Source organism: Candidatus Pelagibacter sp. HIMB1611 (genome assembly GCF_052047715.1).
Lineage (GTDB): Bacteria > Pseudomonadota > Alphaproteobacteria > Pelagibacterales > Pelagibacteraceae > Pelagibacter.
The window spans coordinates 829,921-847,395 of record NZ_JBNAJM010000001.1; the positions used below are offsets into that span (position 1 = coordinate 829,921).

15 protein-coding genes are annotated in these 17,475 nt (G+C 31.1%); 4 read left to right on the plus strand and 11 right to left on the minus strand.

Annotated features, from left to right (window positions below; translation table 11 throughout):
* The first annotated feature begins 7 nt into the window (after positions 1-7).
* Genes ACTTAS_RS04645 through ACTTAS_RS04655 form a run of 3 tightly spaced genes read left to right on the plus strand, consistent with a single transcriptional unit; the run spans position 8 to position 5,882 of the window.
* Positions 8-1,663 (plus strand): NADH-ubiquinone oxidoreductase-F iron-sulfur binding region domain-containing protein, encoded by a 1,656-nt coding sequence (locus ACTTAS_RS04645; RefSeq protein ID WP_440678498.1) that lies wholly within the window; start codon positions 8-10, stop codon positions 1,661-1,663.
* A complete protein-coding gene (gene fdhF, locus ACTTAS_RS04650; RefSeq protein ID WP_440678499.1) occupies positions 1,663-4,431 on the plus strand; it encodes a formate dehydrogenase subunit alpha in 2,769 nt (922 codons plus the stop codon). The genes ACTTAS_RS04645 and fdhF overlap by 1 nt, the downstream gene beginning before the upstream one ends.
* 5 nt (positions 4,432-4,436) lie before the next feature.
* Positions 4,437-5,882, plus strand: coding sequence for a protein adenylyltransferase SelO (locus tag ACTTAS_RS04655; RefSeq protein ID WP_440678500.1), 1,446 nt, complete (start codon positions 4,437-4,439; stop codon positions 5,880-5,882).
* Here the strand turns inward: ACTTAS_RS04655 and ACTTAS_RS04660 are convergent.
* From ACTTAS_RS04660 to ACTTAS_RS04675, 4 genes are read right to left on the minus strand one after another with little or no spacing between them, the layout of a single operon-like run.
* Entirely contained in the window at positions 5,861-6,475 is a 615-nt protein-coding gene (locus ACTTAS_RS04660; RefSeq protein WP_440678501.1) for a 2OG-Fe(II) oxygenase, read from the minus strand. The two genes, ACTTAS_RS04655 and ACTTAS_RS04660, sit on opposite strands and share 22 nt — an antisense overlap.
* Positions 6,475-7,026, minus strand: a complete 552-nt coding sequence (locus ACTTAS_RS04665; protein WP_440678502.1) for a tetratricopeptide repeat protein — start codon at positions 7,024-7,026, stop codon at positions 6,475-6,477. Before ACTTAS_RS04665 ends, ACTTAS_RS04660 begins: the two co-directional genes overlap by 1 nt.
* Positions 7,027-7,029: 3 nt before the next feature.
* Complete coding sequence (locus ACTTAS_RS04670; protein ID WP_440678503.1) at positions 7,030-8,133, minus strand: NAD(P)/FAD-dependent oxidoreductase; 1,104 nt, start codon at positions 8,131-8,133, stop codon at positions 7,030-7,032.
* A 2-nt stretch (positions 8,134-8,135) separates the two neighbouring features.
* On the minus strand, positions 8,136-8,603 hold the full coding sequence (locus ACTTAS_RS04675) for a TspO/MBR family protein (RefSeq protein ID WP_440678504.1): 468 nt from the start codon (positions 8,601-8,603) through the stop codon (positions 8,136-8,138).
* A gap of 21 nt (positions 8,604-8,624) precedes the next feature.
* Between ACTTAS_RS04675 and ACTTAS_RS04680 the strand changes: the two genes are divergently transcribed.
* Positions 8,625-9,383, plus strand: coding sequence for an SDR family NAD(P)-dependent oxidoreductase (locus tag ACTTAS_RS04680; RefSeq protein ID WP_440678505.1), 759 nt, complete (start codon positions 8,625-8,627; stop codon positions 9,381-9,383).
* On the opposite strand, the gene ACTTAS_RS04685 is transcribed toward ACTTAS_RS04680, so the two are convergent.
* The 7 genes from ACTTAS_RS04685 to gcvT are packed head-to-tail and all read right to left on the minus strand — an operon-like array spanning position 9,384 to position 17,464.
* On the minus strand, positions 9,384-9,923 hold the full coding sequence (locus ACTTAS_RS04685) for a DUF3833 domain-containing protein (protein WP_440613940.1): 540 nt from the start codon (positions 9,921-9,923) through the stop codon (positions 9,384-9,386).
* A 10-nt stretch (positions 9,924-9,933) separates the two neighbouring features.
* Positions 9,934-11,112, minus strand: coding sequence for a class I SAM-dependent methyltransferase (locus ACTTAS_RS04690; protein WP_440678506.1), 1,179 nt, complete (start codon positions 11,110-11,112; stop codon positions 9,934-9,936).
* The gene (locus ACTTAS_RS04695) at positions 11,112-11,876 is read right to left on the minus strand and encodes a DUF1365 domain-containing protein (protein ID WP_440678507.1); all 765 of its coding nucleotides are present in this window, start codon (positions 11,874-11,876) and stop codon (positions 11,112-11,114) included. The genes ACTTAS_RS04690 and ACTTAS_RS04695 overlap by 1 nt, the downstream gene beginning before the upstream one ends.
* Complete coding sequence (locus tag ACTTAS_RS04700) at positions 11,869-13,107, minus strand: NAD(P)/FAD-dependent oxidoreductase (protein WP_440678508.1); 1,239 nt, start codon at positions 13,105-13,107, stop codon at positions 11,869-11,871. Before ACTTAS_RS04700 ends, ACTTAS_RS04695 begins: the two co-directional genes overlap by 8 nt.
* 6 nt (positions 13,108-13,113) lie before the next feature.
* Positions 13,114-15,984, minus strand: coding sequence for an aminomethyl-transferring glycine dehydrogenase (gcvP, locus tag ACTTAS_RS04705; RefSeq protein WP_440678509.1), 2,871 nt, complete (start codon positions 15,982-15,984; stop codon positions 13,114-13,116).
* Positions 15,984-16,364, minus strand: coding sequence for a glycine cleavage system protein GcvH (gene gcvH / locus ACTTAS_RS04710; RefSeq protein ID WP_262589607.1), 381 nt, complete (start codon positions 16,362-16,364; stop codon positions 15,984-15,986). The genes gcvP and gcvH overlap by 1 nt, the downstream gene beginning before the upstream one ends.
* Positions 16,364-17,464 carry a glycine cleavage system aminomethyltransferase GcvT gene (gene gcvT / locus ACTTAS_RS04715; protein ID WP_440678510.1) on the minus strand — a complete coding sequence of 367 codons (1,101 nt, stop codon included), beginning with the start codon at positions 17,462-17,464 and terminating at the stop codon, positions 16,364-16,366. Before gcvT ends, gcvH begins: the two co-directional genes overlap by 1 nt.
* Positions 17,465-17,475 lie beyond the last annotated feature (11 nt).

A 17,475-nucleotide genomic window follows, 5' to 3' on the forward strand; every position in this document is an offset into this window, starting at 1 on the left:
GGAAATTGTGTCAAAAAATATAAGTAATTTATCTGGAAGAATTGGCCTAAAAGACAACCTATTTAAGCAAATTTCAGAGAATACATTAAGTGAAAACCCTCAAGATATTAAAGAAATTGCAAAAAAACATAACCTTGGAGTTTCAACACTTCACGGCGCTGAATCTTTTTATGAATTTTTAAGACCTTCACATAGAGAAAAAAAAGCTTTCGTATGTAACGGAAGTGCATGCATGTGTGCAGGTACTCAAGACAAACTAAAAGATAAATTAAAAGAAAAATTAGGTGATGACAAAGTTGGAGAGATGTTTTGTCTGGGTCATTGTTATGAAAATCATGCATTTCACTATGATGGTGAAAATTATGCTGGAAAAGATATTGAAAATATTGATCAAATTTTAAAAGGTGAAGAAATTAAACAAGAAAAGTTTTTCTCTAAGAGTTATGCAACAACAAGTTTTTTAATGGATGACAAGTTATCATCAACAGATCAATTTAAAGAACAGCTAAGTAAATTTTTAAAAACAGATAAAAAAGAAATAATAAAATCGTTATTAGACTCAAACCTTACAGGAAGAGGTGGCGCAGGTTTTCCAACAGGAATGAAATGGGATTTCTGTAGTAAAGCAAAAGGTGATAAAAAATATGTTATCTGCAATGCAGATGAAGGTGACTCAGGAGCTTTTTCAGACAGATATCTGTTAGAAGATCAACCATTAAAAGTTATTTTTGGAATGGTGTTATGTGGATTTGTAATTGGAAGTGATGAAGGAGTTTTATACATCAGAGGTGAGTATCCAAAATCGATTGAAGCGATCAATGGATGTATTAATGAACTTAAAAAATTAAATCTATTAGGTGAAAATATTTTAGGGACAGATTTTTCATTTGATCTTGGAATTTGTATCGGTCAAGGTGCATATATTTGTGGTGAAGAGACAGCTTTGATAGCTTCTATTGAAGGAAGAAGAGCTGAGGTAGATGTAAGACCTCCCTTCCCGGTTACTGAGGGATTATATAAAAAACCAACTGTAGTTAACAATGTTGAAACTTTAGCTGCAGCAACTGGAATTTTATTAAATGGGTCAGAAAAATTTTCTTCAGTTGGAAATAAAAAGTCAGCTGGAACAAAATTAGTTTGCTTAGATAGTTTCTTTAATAATCCTGGTGTTTATGAAATTGATATGGGAACCCCGATGAAAAAAATATTTAATGAAATTGGTGGTGGATACAAAGAACCTGTCAAAGCTTTTCAAATAGGTGGTCCTTTAGGTGGAGTCGTTCCTTTAAGTGAAATAGAAAATCTAAATTTAGATTTTCAAGAGTTTACTGCAAAAGGTTTTATGCTAGGTCACGCAAGTGTAGTTAGTATTCCAAAAGATTTTCCAATGGCTGAATATATTCATCATTTGTTTGAATTTTCTGCAGAAGAATCTTGTGGAAAATGTTTTCCAGGAAGACTTGGATCTTACAGAGGAAAAGAAATGTTTGATCAAGCTAAGAAGAAAACAGCTAAAATTCCTTTAAAATTACTAGAGGAATTGTTGGTTACTATGCAAAAAGGCTGCTTATGTGCTCTATGTGGAGCGATCCCAACTCCTATTCAAAACATCCTAAAATACTTTGGCGATGAAATGAAAAATGATATGGTGAAAGATAATTAATGAGCTCAGAGAAAAGAAAAATTGCTTATATTGATGGAAAACCTTACGAAATAGGTCCTAATCATACATCTATTTTAAAATTCGTTAAAAGCTATGTTGGTGAAAAAAAGGTGCCAACTTTATGTGATGACCCTAACTTAGCACCATATGGAGCTTGCAGAGTTTGTTCTGTTGAAGTTGCTTTAGAAAAAGACGGACCAACTAGAGTAGTTGCATCTTGTCATACACCAGTTGCAGAAAACCAGCACATATTCACTTCAAACGAAGCATTAACAAGCCTTAGAAAAAATATTGTTGAATTAGTTTTAACTGATCACCCAATGGAATGTGATACTTGTGAAGTAAACAATAACTGTGAACTTCAAACAGTTGCAAATGATTTGGGTGTTGCTGATCATAGATACAATAGTCCTAAGCAACATAAAGGAATTCCAAGAGATACTTCTCATGATTACATGAGAATGAATTTAGATAACTGTATTAACTGCGGAAGATGTGTCAGAGCATGTGATGAAATTCAAGGATCATTTGTTTTAACAATGAGTGGTAGAGGGTTTGAGTCTAGAATTACAACAGATAACGATATGATGTTTGGAGATAGTTCTTGTGTATCATGTGGAGCTTGTGCTCATACATGTCCAACGGATGCAATTTCCGATGTATTCCAATCTAAGTCTGCAGCTGTAGATAAAAAAGTTAGAACAACTTGTTCGTACTGTGGTGTTGGTTGTAATTTAGAAGCATCTATTAAAGATGATAAGGTAGTTGCAATAGACACTCCTAAGCAAACAGAAGTAAACGCTGGTCACACTTGTATTAAGGGGAGATACGCATTTAGTTTTTATGAACACCCTGACAGATTAAAAACTCCATTGATTAAAAGAAATGGAAAGTTTGAAGAAGCAAGTTGGGATGAAGCGTATGACTTTATCAAAAAAGAAATGAATAGAATTACAAAAAAAAATGGACCAGATGCTTTTGCTGGAATTTCTTCTGCAAGATGTACAAACGAAGAAAACTATGTTTTCCAAAAAATGATTAGAGCAGCTGTTGGAACTAACAGTGTAGATTGTTGTGCAAGAATTTGTCATTCGCCAACAGCTTGGGGTATGCAACAAACATTTGGAACAGGTGCTGCAACTAACTCAACAGAAGATATTTATCATGCAGATTTATTTTTAGTGATTGGTGCAAACCCAACCAATGCTCACCCAGTAACAGGAGCAAAAATTAAACAGCAAGTGATGAAAGGTAAAAAATTAATTGTCCTTGATCCGGTAACAACTGAATTAGCTAAACTTGCAGATTATCATATCAAACTTAGACCAGGTACTAACGTTGCGGTTCTAAATATGATGTTACACTTTATTATTAAATCTAAACTTTATAATGCTGACTTTGTAAGAGATCGAACAGAAGGTTTTGACAACTTCTTGAAAGAAATTGAAAGACAAGATGTTGATCAGTTAGCAAAAGTTGCTGGTGTTGATAAACAATTAGTTAAAGAAGCTGCAATTGCTTATGCTACAGCAAGAAATTCAATGGAGTTTCATGGATTGGGAGTTACTGAGCATGAACAAGGTTCTAAAACTGTGATGTTAATTGCTGATTTAGCAATGATTACAGGAAACATTGGAAGAAAAGGTGTTGGTGTAAATCCACTTAGAGGCCAAAATAATGTACAAGGTGCTGCGGATATGGGATGTCAGCCTCACCAAGGTGCAGGTTATTTTGAAGTAGAAGATGAAAACAATCAAAAATTTTATACTGAAAAATATGGTGTAACTCACCCTACTAAACCAGGTTTAAAAATTCCTCAAATGTTTGAGGCTGCAATCAGTAAAGAACTAAAAGGTTTATGGATTATTGGTGAAGATATAGTTCAAACAGATCCAAATAGTGCACATGTTATTGAGGCAATGAACTCATTAGAGCTATTAGTGGTTCAAGAGATTTTTATGAGTGAGACTGCAAAACTTGCAACTGTAGTTTTACCTGGAACTACTTTCCTAGAAAAAGATGGAACGTTTACAAATACTGAAAGAAGAATTCAAAGAGTTAATAGAGCAGTTCCTCCATTACCAGGTACAAAACCAGATGGACTAATTGTAACTGAGATGATGCAAAAATTAGGTTTTGATCAACCATCTTATGATGCAGATCAAGTATTAGCTGAGATTGCTGATGTGGTACCGTTCTTTAAAGGTGTTACTAGAGAGAGACTTGGTAAATTAGGATTACAATGGCCTGTAAAAGAAGATGGTACAGATACACAAATTCTACACACAGAATCATTTAAACTTGGAAAAGGAAGATTGAAAAATTTTGATTGGAAAGAATCTAGTGAGATAGAAGCTAATCAAAAAGATTATCCATTAATTTTAACTACAAGTAGAGTTCTGCAACATTACAATGCAGCGACAATGACAAGAAGAACAAAAAATATAAACATTGTTGATGAGGATGTATTACTAATTCATCCAAAAGATGCAGCTCATAGAGATTTAAATACGGGTGATATTGGAAGATTATATTCTGGAAGAGGTGAAGTTGCTTTAAAAGTAGAAGTAACAGATAAAGTTAAAGAAGGAATTGTATTTACAACATTCCACTTCCCAGAACACATGGTTAATATGGTAACTGGTCATGGAAAAGATGAAGAAACTATGTGTGCTGAATACAAAGTTTCATCAGTTGAGGTTCAAAAGATTTCTAATCAATTTAAAACAGAAGTTAAGCCAAAAGAACATCAAGCTGAAGTTAGTTAATTAAAATGACCATCGGTTGGCATTTTGATAATTCATATTCAAAACTATCAAAAACATTTAAAGAAGACATCAAGCCTACACCAGTTCATGAACCTGAACTTGTTATTTTAAATGAAGAACTTGCTAAAAATTTAAATTTAAACTTTTCAGGAATAGATAAAAAAAAATTAGCTGAAATATTCTCCGGAAATAGTTTGCCTGATGGAACTAATACAATTGCACAAGCATATGCTGGTCATCAATTTGGTCATTTCACGATGCTTGGAGATGGTAGAGCAGTTCTATTAGGAGAGCATATAGATAATAAAAATCAACGTTTCGATATACAATTTAAAGGTTCAGGGAGAACTTCTTTTTCTAGGAGTGGTGATGGAAGAGCTGCTTTAGGTCCAATGCTGAGAGAATATATAATTAGTGAAGCAATTAACGCTTTAAATATTCCAACAACAAGAAGTCTTGCTGTTGTTAAAACTGGAGAAAAAGTTGTTAGAGAAAATTTGTTAAATGGAGCAATTTTAACAAGAGTTGCATCCAGTCATATTCGAGTTGGTACTTTTCAATATATTGCAGCTACTCAAAATCTAGAGGATCTTAATACTTTGGTTGATTACACAATAGATAGACACTATCCGGAGATTAAGTCCTCTAAAAACAAGGCTTTAGATTTATTAAGTCTTGTAATGGAAAGACAGTGTCAGTTAGTGATCAATTGGATGAGAGTAGGATTTATTCATGGTGTAATGAACACTGATAACATGGCTATTTCTGGTGAAACAATTGATTATGGTCCATGTGCTTTCATGGATCATTATGATCCAAAGACTGTATTTAGCTCAATCGATAAATTTGGAAGATATGCCTTTTCCAATCAACCACCAATTACAAAATGGAATTTAGCAAGATTTGCAGAATGTTTAATTCCTCTAATTGACAAAAATGAAAACACTGCAATTAAATTAGCAACAGATTTAATAGATAATTTCCAAAATATTTATGAAGACAAATGGTTAAATATGATGAGAGATAAGCTTGGTCTATTTGGTGAAGACAAAAATGATAAAAAACTAATTAATGATTTATTTAATTGGATGGAAAAAAGCAAAGTAGATTATACAAATACTTTTAGTCATTTGATGAATATTAATTCTGATGAAGTTTACAAAAATAATAATTTTATTAATTGGAAAAATGAATGGAAAAAAAGATCTGAATTAAATAATTCTACTAAAGAAAAACAAATTAAACTTATGAAAAAAAATAATCCAATTGTGATTCCTAGAAACCATAAGGTGGAAGAAGCGCTAACCTTTGCTGAAAAAGGAAATTTACAAAAAATTAAACAGTTATTGCTAGTGTTGAATTCACCATATGAAAATCAAGAAAATACTTCAGAATACCAATTACCTGCTCCTTCAAGTAATAAAAAATATCAGACTTTCTGTGGTACTTGAAAATTAAATGGGAAATGCATCCAACCAGTCACTATGTATTTTAAACCTGACTTTAAAACCTCTCCTTTATGTGCATGTGTCCATTCCGCAGGCCAGATTAATGTTTTTCCTGTTTCAGGTTTAATTTTTAATTTAAAATGCTCAAAGTAAGTCTCACCACCATCTTCGACGTCATTTAAATATGTCATCCAGGCAAAAACTCTATGCATTGTTGAAATCCCTTCTCTTTCGCAATGTAAATAGGTAAAGTGACCTCCTTCTTCATATTTTTGCACATTAAATGTAGGGATATCTAGGTCAGTAAAACTTCTATTTAAATACGGCCAAGTCGTTTTATAATCTTGATAACATTGAAATAACTTATTCATATATATTTTTAAAAGTTTAAATTTATCATTATTTAAATTTTTTGGATCTACAGGCATATCAGTTGATTTCTTAACATTTTCATCAATTCCTAGTCCGGTAACCCCTTTAATATGAAATTTCTTATTATTTTCGAACAAATTAATTATATCTTCACACAATTTATGATCATTAATCTTCCAACAACCTATAAAATTTGTTTCTTCTGAAATTTTAACTCTTTCCATTAAATTATTTCTATATCTTTAGATTTAAATTTAATTATTCCAAAGTATTTGTATTGATAAGATAATCCTTTTGGTATTTCTCCTGCTCTCATTAAAAATTTAGAATAAGATTGATTTGTAGGCAAGTAATCTTTATTTAAAGAAAGTGCTTTTTGATAAAAATTGTTAGCCTCATTTAATTTTTTTTTTTTTTCATAAATATTTGCAATATAAAGATACGGTTCAACAAGTTTTTGATCAAATTTTATTACTTTTAAAAAATATTCGACTGCACTATCATCTTTATTTAAACTTTTATACAACATAGCTAAATTAAAAAGTGCACCAGTATTTTTTGAATTAAGATTAATAGAAGTCTGGTAGTGACTTATTGCCTTGTCAATATTTCCAGTTTTTGAATAAATTACACCTAAAAGCTGATGAGAGTAAAATTGGTCGTTTTTATTATTAATAATTTTAAATAATTCTTCTTCAGCTTTAATAAAATTTTTTTCTTCAATAAATTTAATTATGTGATTGTAATCTTTAATATTAAATTTTTCTTTTTCCATTTTTTATAATACGTAAGGTTCGGGCCTAGCCGACTTATCTAATACTCTCTCAACCGCAAAATCACTTATATCAATTGTTTGATAGGAACCTGTTGTTATTAATTCAGTCAACGCTCTTCCTATACCTGGTGCTTGCATGAGACCTCTGCCTGTAAACCCTGACGCCATATAAACATTTTCATATTTTGGATGTTTTCCAACAACTGCATTATTATCTAATCTGTTACAATCATAATAACCTGCCCATCCTCCCGTTAATTTCAATTCTTCAAAAGCTGGTATTCTTTTAGCTAGTGCTGGCCAAACTAATTCTTCAAAATCATTCCATGCTGGCTCTAAATCATCTGCACCAAATACTGACAATGGTGATCCTGCTAGATACTCTCCACCCTCAGGTCTCCAATATACACCGGTAGTTAAGTCACCAGTTAAAGGCATTTCTTTTATGTATGTTGGGCATTTTACTCTGAACACTGTGTGTTTTTGAGGCTCAACAGGAATATCTTCTAGTAATTCTTTAGTCCAGCAACCAGCTGCAGAAACAATTGTTTTAGCATTTATCTCTGAAAGACTTTTAACCTCTCCTTTTATAAATTCTGCTCCAAGTTCTATTGCCTTACTTTTCAGTGCACTATGAAACATAAAAGGATCAATCCAACCTTCACTTTGATTATCTGTGTAAGTAGCAGTCTCAACACCTTCGTCATTTATATATGGAAATACTTTTGATAGCTCTGAGCCTTTAATATTTTTTGTACCTGCATCACATTCTTTATGATTTTCTAAAGCTTTATATTGTTCTTCAGCATGTTCGGGACCAAACATCAAAAGGTAGCCATTGGTTACCATACTTGCTGTTGGATTAGGATTTTTTTCAGTTTTCAATAATTCTGGTATTTGAAAAATAAATTCTCTTGCAAATTTACCAAGTAAGATATTTTCTTTTTGAAAAAATTGTCTTCTAAAACCTCCTAAAGACAAAGGAAATGAAGCTGTTTTGTATGTTGGATCTCTTTCAATAACTTTAACTTTTCTTCCTTCTTTTGAGAGAAAATAAGCAGTTGCTGCCCCAATTATTCCACCGCCAACTACAACAACATCATCCATAATTAATTCAATATAATCAAACTAGTATTTAAAATTAGAGCAAAGCAACACCAAAGTAAATATGGAATCATCAAATACGAGCTCATCATTGTGACGCGTCTATATCTTATGATTAAATTAGTAATGAATGCAATTAACACGATTAATACAAATAAAGCTAAAACCATGTTGTGAAATACAAAGAAAACTATACTCCAAGTTGCATTAAAAACTAAATGAATAAAATAAATATAAACTGTATTCATCTCTTTATTTTTGGAATGCCAATACATCCAAATAGAAATTGTCATCAATAAATATAAAATTGTCCATACCGGACCAAACACCCAGTCTGGTGGATTAAAAACAGGTTTATTTAACAAAGAATACCAAGGCTCCTTGAAAGTAAATGTAGCTAAACCTCCAATTAATGAAGCTGAAAATGTAATGATAAGAAATAATATAAATGTTACAATTTTATTTTTTAACATAATGTTTATACATAACAAAAAATGAACAAAAAAACTATTTGGATAACAGGTGGCAGTACAGGAATTGGTAAAGCCTTGGCAATTAAATTTGCAAACAAAGGATGGAATGTTGCTGTATCTGCGAGAAGAGTTGAGCTCCTAGATGAACTTTCAAATAATTATGAAAATATTTCATCATTCCCTTTAGATGTTACTGATAAAGCAAAATGTATAGAAGTTTTCAATCAGATTAAAACTAAGTTTGAAAATATTGATATATGTTTTTTTTCAACTGGTACATGGAATCCAAAAAAAGAAAAAGAAATCGATGTTGAGCAAATGGAAGATGTCTTTAAAGTAAATTTTTTTGGAACAGTGAACTCGATTAAAGCAGTTGAACAATATTATAGAGAAAGAAAAAAAGGTATAATTACTATAGTTTCATCTATTGCTGGTTATAGAGGATTACCTAATTCAACTGGTTATGGACCATCAAAATCTGCACTAAATAATTTAGCAGAAAGTTTATATTTTGATTTTAAAAGGTACGATGTTCGAGTTTGTTTGGTTTCTCCTGGTTTTATTAAAACACCCATGACTGATAAAAACGATTTTAAAATGCCATTTTTGAGAACACCTGAATTTGCTGCAGATCAAATTTATGATGGCTTAATTAATAAAAATGTTTTCGAGATTCATTTTCCAAAAGCTCTTACTTTAACATTAAAATTCTTTAGTTTTCTTCCAAGTAAACTTTATTTTAAATTAGTGGGGAAGATGACTAAGCATCAAAAGAAATAATTAATCTTTAACGAACACAACCGTTAGCTCTGCTACCTTAAATCCAAACTTAGTCATTGTAGCTCTGTTGATTGCAACTCTTTCATCTTGCTTAAAGATCCAATCATCAAAAGTAATTTTTAATTCTTTTCCTTTAACTGGAACTAATAAAACATACTCAAATTTAAACGCAGGTCCGTAAGAATATCCTATTGCTTTTCCAACAACGTCCCCTGCTGTACCTTCATAATTATGTTCATCTATTTTAGTAATTGTCCACTCTCGATCTTGAACTTCACCATCGTCCCAATTAAATTTTTCTTTTAAAATTAATTGCTTGCCGTCCCATGTTCCGTCTAAATCAGCTGAGAATTGTCTTGTAACTTTTCCTGATCGATTTTGTAAAACACCCCAAGCTTTAACATTTCCTGTTAGGTATTCTTCAATAATTAATCTAGGTTCTTTATTTTTAAAATCTTCTGGTTTCATGGCACTATTATTTGAGCAACTTGTAATTAAGAATGCCAAAATTATCAACGAAATTGATTTAATTATTTTCATATTATTGCAGTTATTTATTCTGCATTGAAAATTGAATCAAATCAATATTTTTAGATTTAAATCCAGCTTCACAATAAGATAAGTAAAATTCCCACATTCTTTTAAAGGTTAGATCAAATCCTTGGTTTTTAATTTGATCCCACTTTCTCAAAAACTCTTCTCTCCAGATAGCTAACGTTTCTGCATAGTGATCTGCATATGAAATGTATGAATTAATTGTTAAGCCATTATCTGAGACGTATCTATTAATGCTATTTTTGTTAGGAAGAAATCCACCTGGAAAAATATATTTTTGAATAAAATCTTGTTTATTTTTGTATCTATCAAACAAACTGTCATCAATGGTTATTGCTTGAATTGCCGCCTTTCCACCATTTGATAAATTATCCTTAATTGTTTTAAAATAACTCTCTAAATAATTTTGCCCAACTGCTTCAATCATTTCAATTGAGGCTATCGAATTATATTTTCCTTGAAGATCACGGTAATCTTTTATCTCAATATTTACTTTTTCATTTAGGCCACATTTATGAATTCTTTCTTTTGCGTATTCGAATTGTTTTTTAGAAATAGTAATACAGTCTAACTTTACATCATATTTCTTACCTAAATATTCTGCAAAGCCACCCCATCCACACCCAATCTCTAATACTTTGTCACCAGAACTAGGTTTGATTAGATCAATTAATTTTTGGTATTTATTATTTTGCGCAACACTTAAATTTTTTGAACTATCATCAAAGATTGCACTTGAATAAGTTAAAGTATCATCTAGCCACAATGAAAAGAAATCATTTCCAAGATCATAATGTTTTGCAATATTTTCCTTACTTCGACTTTTTGTATTTTTGATTATTTTATTTTTTATAAAATTGATTACAGGCAGATCAAGCAAACCAGAGAATTTATATATCACTTGAATATTTCTTGCTGTTAACTCAATTAGATCTGAAAGATTATCAGTTTCAAATTCACCTCTCATATAACTTTCAGCAAAACCAATGCTTCCACCTCTAATTAAATTATAATTAAAATTTGGTTTTTTTATCTTAATATTTGCCTTTAAAGATTGATCGGAATTACCAAACTTTAATATCTCACCTTCATAGGTAGTTATTTCAAGGTATCCATTTTTAATTTTACTTAAAAATTTAAAAACCAATTTATCTGCAGCTCTATTTAATAACATTAATTTTCAACCGTTAAATTGTTTCTTATTTTTATTTTTTTTTTAATAATCTTAATTCCTTTCATCCATAATTTAAAGGCCTCAAAATGGATTGCTGATATTATTTTTATAGTCATCAGAGGGTGCTTTAAATATGATTTTAATAATTGACTGCTATTTAAGTTTGTTCTTTTTCCATCTTGAGATGCAAATAAAATTTTTCCTTCTTGATCGTATTGATCAATGATTACAGAAAGTTTTTCATCTGGATTAAGAATTCTAAAGAAATACTTACAATTCATTCCTATAAAAGGTGAAACATGAAATTTTTTTGAACAATTATTCTGAATTAATTTATTTTCACTATCTACTCTAAAAACATAAGTATGTTGCTCACCAAATGTATTTTTCACCTCATATAATATAGATATTAATTTGTCATTTTGGTTATAAACAAAAAAGATACTTAGAGGATTAAACACATATCCAAAAATCCTTGGATAACAGAGAAGCTTAATTTTAATATCTATAGTCTCTATTTTATTTTGTTCTAAATTTTTCTTTACCCACTCATCAAGAGAAGATCCGTCGCGTTCACCATGATCCTTTTCGTGAAAACTGATTAAATTGAATTTATTCAATGAAAAGAAGCTAATCTCTTGATCTATTTTTCTTAACTCAGATAAATCAATTAAAAGTGAGAAAACACTATACTTAAAATAGTGTTCTTTAGGTTTAAAACGTTTATGGATTACTTTTCCGTTATATATACATGAGTTAGTCATTTAGGTATTTTAGCATTTCAATAGATGATTTTATTCCATCTTCATGAAAACCGTAACCAAAATAACTCCCGCAAAAAAGTAAATCTTTTTTATTTTGTAAACTAGACAGTTCAGATTGAGCATCTAACGCTTGTTGATCGTAATAAGGATGAGTAAATTTAACTATTTTAAGTATTTTACTCTCATCAATTTCAAAATATGGATTAAGAGTTAAAAAAATGTCCTGATCGCATTTAAGGTTTTGCAAAAGGTTTAACCAATAAGTAATAGAATTTTTTTCTAAATCTTTGTCATTGATTGATGAATTCCATGAGGACCATGCCTTTTTATTTTTTGGCATCGCTCTTTTGTCTGTATGAATATATGCAATATTTTCCTTATAACTAAAATTAGATAAAATTTTTGTCTCTTCTTCAGTAGGATTATCGATCAACTTCAAAGCTTCATCAGCGTGAGCTGCTATCACAACTTTATCGTAATCAAAAAATTCACTTTCACCACCATAATATAAATCTAACCCTATTGATTTTCTTATAATTTTTTTAATTTTATAATTTTTATAGTATTCACCACTTATCTTTGGAATTACTTTATTCACATAAGTTCTACTTCTATTAGTTACGGTATACCACTGAGGTCTATTTTTTAATTTAAAGAGCCCATGATTTTGAAAAAATTTTAAAAAGAATGTTATTGGCATCTTGCTAGCTTCATAAGGTGGCATAGACCAGATTGCAGATACCATTGGGATGATATGGTAATCAATAAATGTTTTTGATAGTTTATTGTTTTCTAAATACTCACCTAAAGTAAGTTTTTGATCTGTAACATCTATTTGATCGCTATTTTTATAAAATTTAATGATATCAAAAAACATTTTTAAAAAATTAGGATTAAACAAATTAGATCTATTGGAAAAAATTCCATTTAAACCTTTTCCACAATATTCAAAGTTTGTATTTTCTACTGATACAGAAAATGACATGTCACTTTTTTCAATCTGAACATCATTTTCTTTAAAGAAATTAATTAAATTTGGATAGGTTTGAAAATTAAATACAATAAAACCAATATCTACAGATACTTTCTTTTCATCAAAAATTAAATCTATTGTATGAGAATGGCCACCAAAATGATCTTCTTTTTCAAAAAGATCTACATGATGTTTTTTTGATAAATAATATGCAGCACTTAAGCCTGATATCCCAGAACCAACTACAGCAATTTTCATTAATGATTATGCCGCGTCTTCTTTAAACTCATCCATACTTGGACAAGTACAAAAGATATTCTTATCTCCATAAACATTGTCCACTCTTGCAACTGGTGGCCAAAATTTATTTGTTTTCAAGAACTTAGCAGGATAAGCAGCTTGCTCTCTTGAATATTTATGATCCCATTCATCTGATGCAAGCTCTATATCTGTATGAGGAGCGTTCTTAATAGGATTGTCTACTTTATCAAACTCACCAGAATTGATCTTATCTATTTCAGATTTGATATTAATTAAAGTATCACAAAATCTATCAAGCTCAGATAAACTCTCACTCTCTGTTGGCTCTATCATCATAGTTCCCGCAACTGGCCAAGACATTGTTGGTGCATGGAAACCATAATCGATCAATCTTTTAGCGATATCTTCCTCAGTGATACCTGTCTCACTCTTAATTGATCGAATATCTATAATACATTCATGAGCAACATTGCCATTTGAACCTTTGTACAAAATTGGGAAATGATCTTTAAGTCTATGGGCTATATAATTTGCGTTTAATATCGCAACTTGAGTAGCTAGTTTTAAACCTTCAGAACCCATCATTTTAATATACATCCAAGAAATTGATAAAATACTTGAGCTTCCCCAAGGTGCAGCTGAAACTGCTCCTATTCCTGTAGCAGGTCCACAATCTTTAACAACTGGATGATTAGGTAAATAAACTTGCAAATGTCTTTTACATGCAATTGGTCCCATTCCTGGTCCTCCACCACCATGTGGAATACAGAATGTTTTGTGTAAGTTTATATGACAAACATCTGGACCAAAATTTCCAGGTCTTGCTATTCCAACAAGTGCATTTAAATTTGCACCATCCATATAAACTTGACCACCATGTTTATGTATCAGTTCACAAATGTCTGTAATTTTTTCTTCAAATACACCGTGGGTAGACGGATATGTAACCATTAATGCTCCAAGATTTTCAGAATGTGCTTCTGTTTTTTTCTTCAAATCTTCAAAATCAACATTTCCTTCTTTGTCACAATCAACAACTACAACTTTCATTCCAACCATTTGTGCACTAGCAGGATTTGTTCCATGTGCTGAGCTTGGAATTAAACATATATTTCTGTTTTCTTCTCCTCTGTCCAAATGATATTTTCGAATTACCATTAACCCTGCATATTCTCCTTGAGCTCCTGCATTTGGTTGAAGTGAAACACCACTAAAACCAGTAATTGATCTTAGCCAATTTTTAAGATCAGTAAATAAAGCTCTATACCCTTCCATCTGTTCTACTGGTACAAACGGATGAGGTTCAGCCAACTCTCTCCATGAAATAGGAATCATTTCTGCAGTAGCATTTAATTTCATAGTACATGAACCAAGTGCAATCATAGTTCTGTTAAGAGCTATATCTTTGTCTTCTAATTTTTTTAAATATCTAAGCATCTCTGTTTCTGAATGATATGAGTTAAAAACAGGATGTTCTAAGTATTTAGAGGTTCTCAGTAAATTTTTTGGTAAATTAGGTAAACTTACTGTTGGATCTTCTTTTTTAATAGACTCGGCTGCATTAAAAATTTTCAACAATTGATTTACTCTATAAACGTTTTTCTTTTCATCAAAAGAAACTGCTAACATTTCAGAATTTACTCTTCTAATGTTTACTTTTTGATCTAAAGCATTTTTATAGATCTGATCAGTCTTATCTTTTGTTACAATTGTAACTGTATCAAAGAAATGATCTGAATAAATTTCATATCCAGATTGTTTTAATTTATCTGCAAAATTTTTAGCTAATTGAGAAACTCGTTCTGCAATAATTTTTATTCCATCTGGTCCGTGGTAAATTGCATATGCCGCTGAAACAATTGCTAACAATGCTTGAGCAGTACAAATGTTACTTGTCGCTTTATCTCTTCTAATGTGTTGTTCTCTTGTTTGAAGAGATAATCTGTAAGCTTTGTTTCCATGTCTATCAACAGACACACCAATAATTCTTCCTGGCATAGACCTTTTAAACTCGTCTTTAGTTGCAAAGAAAGCTGCATGAGGTCCACCATAACCCATTGGAATTCCAAATCTTTGAGAGCTTCCTACTGCAATATCAGCGCCTAATTCTCTTGGTGTTTTAAGTAGCGCTAAAGCTAATAAATCAGAAACTAATACAGCTTTTCCATTTTTTTTATGGATTTTACTAATAGCTTCACTCGGATCTTTGATGTCTCCTAAAGTTCCAGGATATTGAAGAATTCCACAAACTAAATCCTCTTTAAGTTGATCTAATACTTTGTCCTCATCACCAACAAGTACTTTTAATCCCATTGGCTCTGCTCTAGTTTGAATTACATCAATTGTTTGTGGATGACAATTTTCTGATACAAAAACTAAATTACTATCCTTTTTATTTAACCTATGACTTAATCCCATAGCTTCTGCAGCTGCTGTTCCTTCATCAAGCAAAGATGCGTTTGCTATATCCATACCTGTGAAATCAACTATCATTTGTTGGAAGTTTAGAAGCATTTCCAATCTTCCTTGTGCTACTTCAGGCTGATAAGGAGTATAAGATGTATACCAACCTGGATTTTCTAGAATATTTCTTAAAATTACATATGGAGTGTAAGTTCCATAGTAACCCATACCAATAAAATTTGAATAAATTTGATTTTTTTTTGAAATTGCTTTCAATTTTCTTAATGCTTCATACTCGGAATTAGACTCTCCTATATTTAATCCATCTTTCAATTGTATCTTTTCCGGAACTGTACTTTTTATTAAATCGTCTAATGAATTATAATTAAGCTCCTTCAGCATTTTATTTTGATCTTCTTCTGAAGGCCCAATGTGTCTTTTTAAAAAGTCTTTTTGTGAGTTATGTAACATTAGCTAGCACTCTCCTTTGCAAATTTATCGTATTCTTCTTTGTTCATTAAGCTATCCATTTCTGAACTATCTTTTAATTTAAGTTTAAAAAACCAAGCTGATCCCTCAGGGTCTTCATTAATTTTTGCAGGATCATCTACTATAGCTTGGTTAGTATCTACTACTTCACCACTTACTGGAGTATAAACATCACTTGCAGCTTTAGTGGACTCAACTACTCCTGCTGTGCCATCTTTTTCAACGCTTGAACCTTTTTCAGGTAACTCAGCAAAAACAATATCTCCCAACATTTCTGTTGCATGTTTTGTAATTCCAATGGTGGCAACATCGCCCTCTACTGTAATCCACTCATGCTCTTTTGAAAATTTAACTTCACTCATTAGTTTACTCCTTTCACGTAACTTTTTTTATAAAATGGTAACCCACAAACACTTGCAGGATGTTTTTTTCCTCTTACTTCTAGTAAAATTTTTGTATCAACTTTGGAAAACTCTTTATCTATGTAGCCCATTGCTATTGGACCATTTACACTTGGGCCAAAAGTTCCGCTGGTAACCTCGCCAATAAGTTTTTCTGACTCATCAAAAATTTTAGTTTTTTCTCTAGCAATCAATCTTCCTTCTGGTTTAATCCCAATTCTAATTTTAGAGGTACCTTCTTGTATTTCTTTCATAATTTTATCAGAACCAACAAATCCGCCATTTGAAATTCTCTCTTTAGAAATCGCCCACTTTAAGTTTGCTTCAATTGGTGTTTTTTCAGTATCAAGTTCATGTCCATATAAGCACAATCCAGCCTCTAATCTCAAGGTATCTCTTGCCCCAAGTCCTATAAGTTGTGCTCCTTTTTCCATCAAATTATGAGTAAATCCTTCAGCCAAATCGTTATTAATAGATACTTCAAAACCATCCTCTCCTGTGTAACCAGATCTTGTTACAAAAACTTTCTGATCTTTATAATCAAACCAGTTCCCAGTCATAAAATTAAGCTTTTCAACACCCTCTATAGTATTGTTTAAAATCTCAACTGACTTTGGACCTTGAATTGCAATTAATGCTCTTTGATCATCAAGAACCATTTCATATTTACTTTTAAGTAAATCTGATAAAATTTTAAAATCATTATCTTTGCAGGCTGCGTTTAAAATAATTAAATATCCTTTTTCAATTTTAGTGATTATCAAATCATCGTGAATTCCAGCACTATCGTTCATTAAAAAACTATATTTAGAACAGTTTTGTTTCAAATTTTTTAAATCAAGCGGGAAAATTTTTTCAAGATCAGCGGTTAAATCCTCTCCACCATCAATAAATAATTGACCCATATGAGACACATCAAAAATACCTGCATTTGATCTTGTGAATTTATGCTCTTCAACAATTCCTTTGCTGTATTGTATGGGCATTTCATATCCAGCAAATTCTACAAATTTAGCGTGGTTATCTTGATGAAGTTTGTTTAATGATGTTTTTTTTCCCATACTAACTCTGT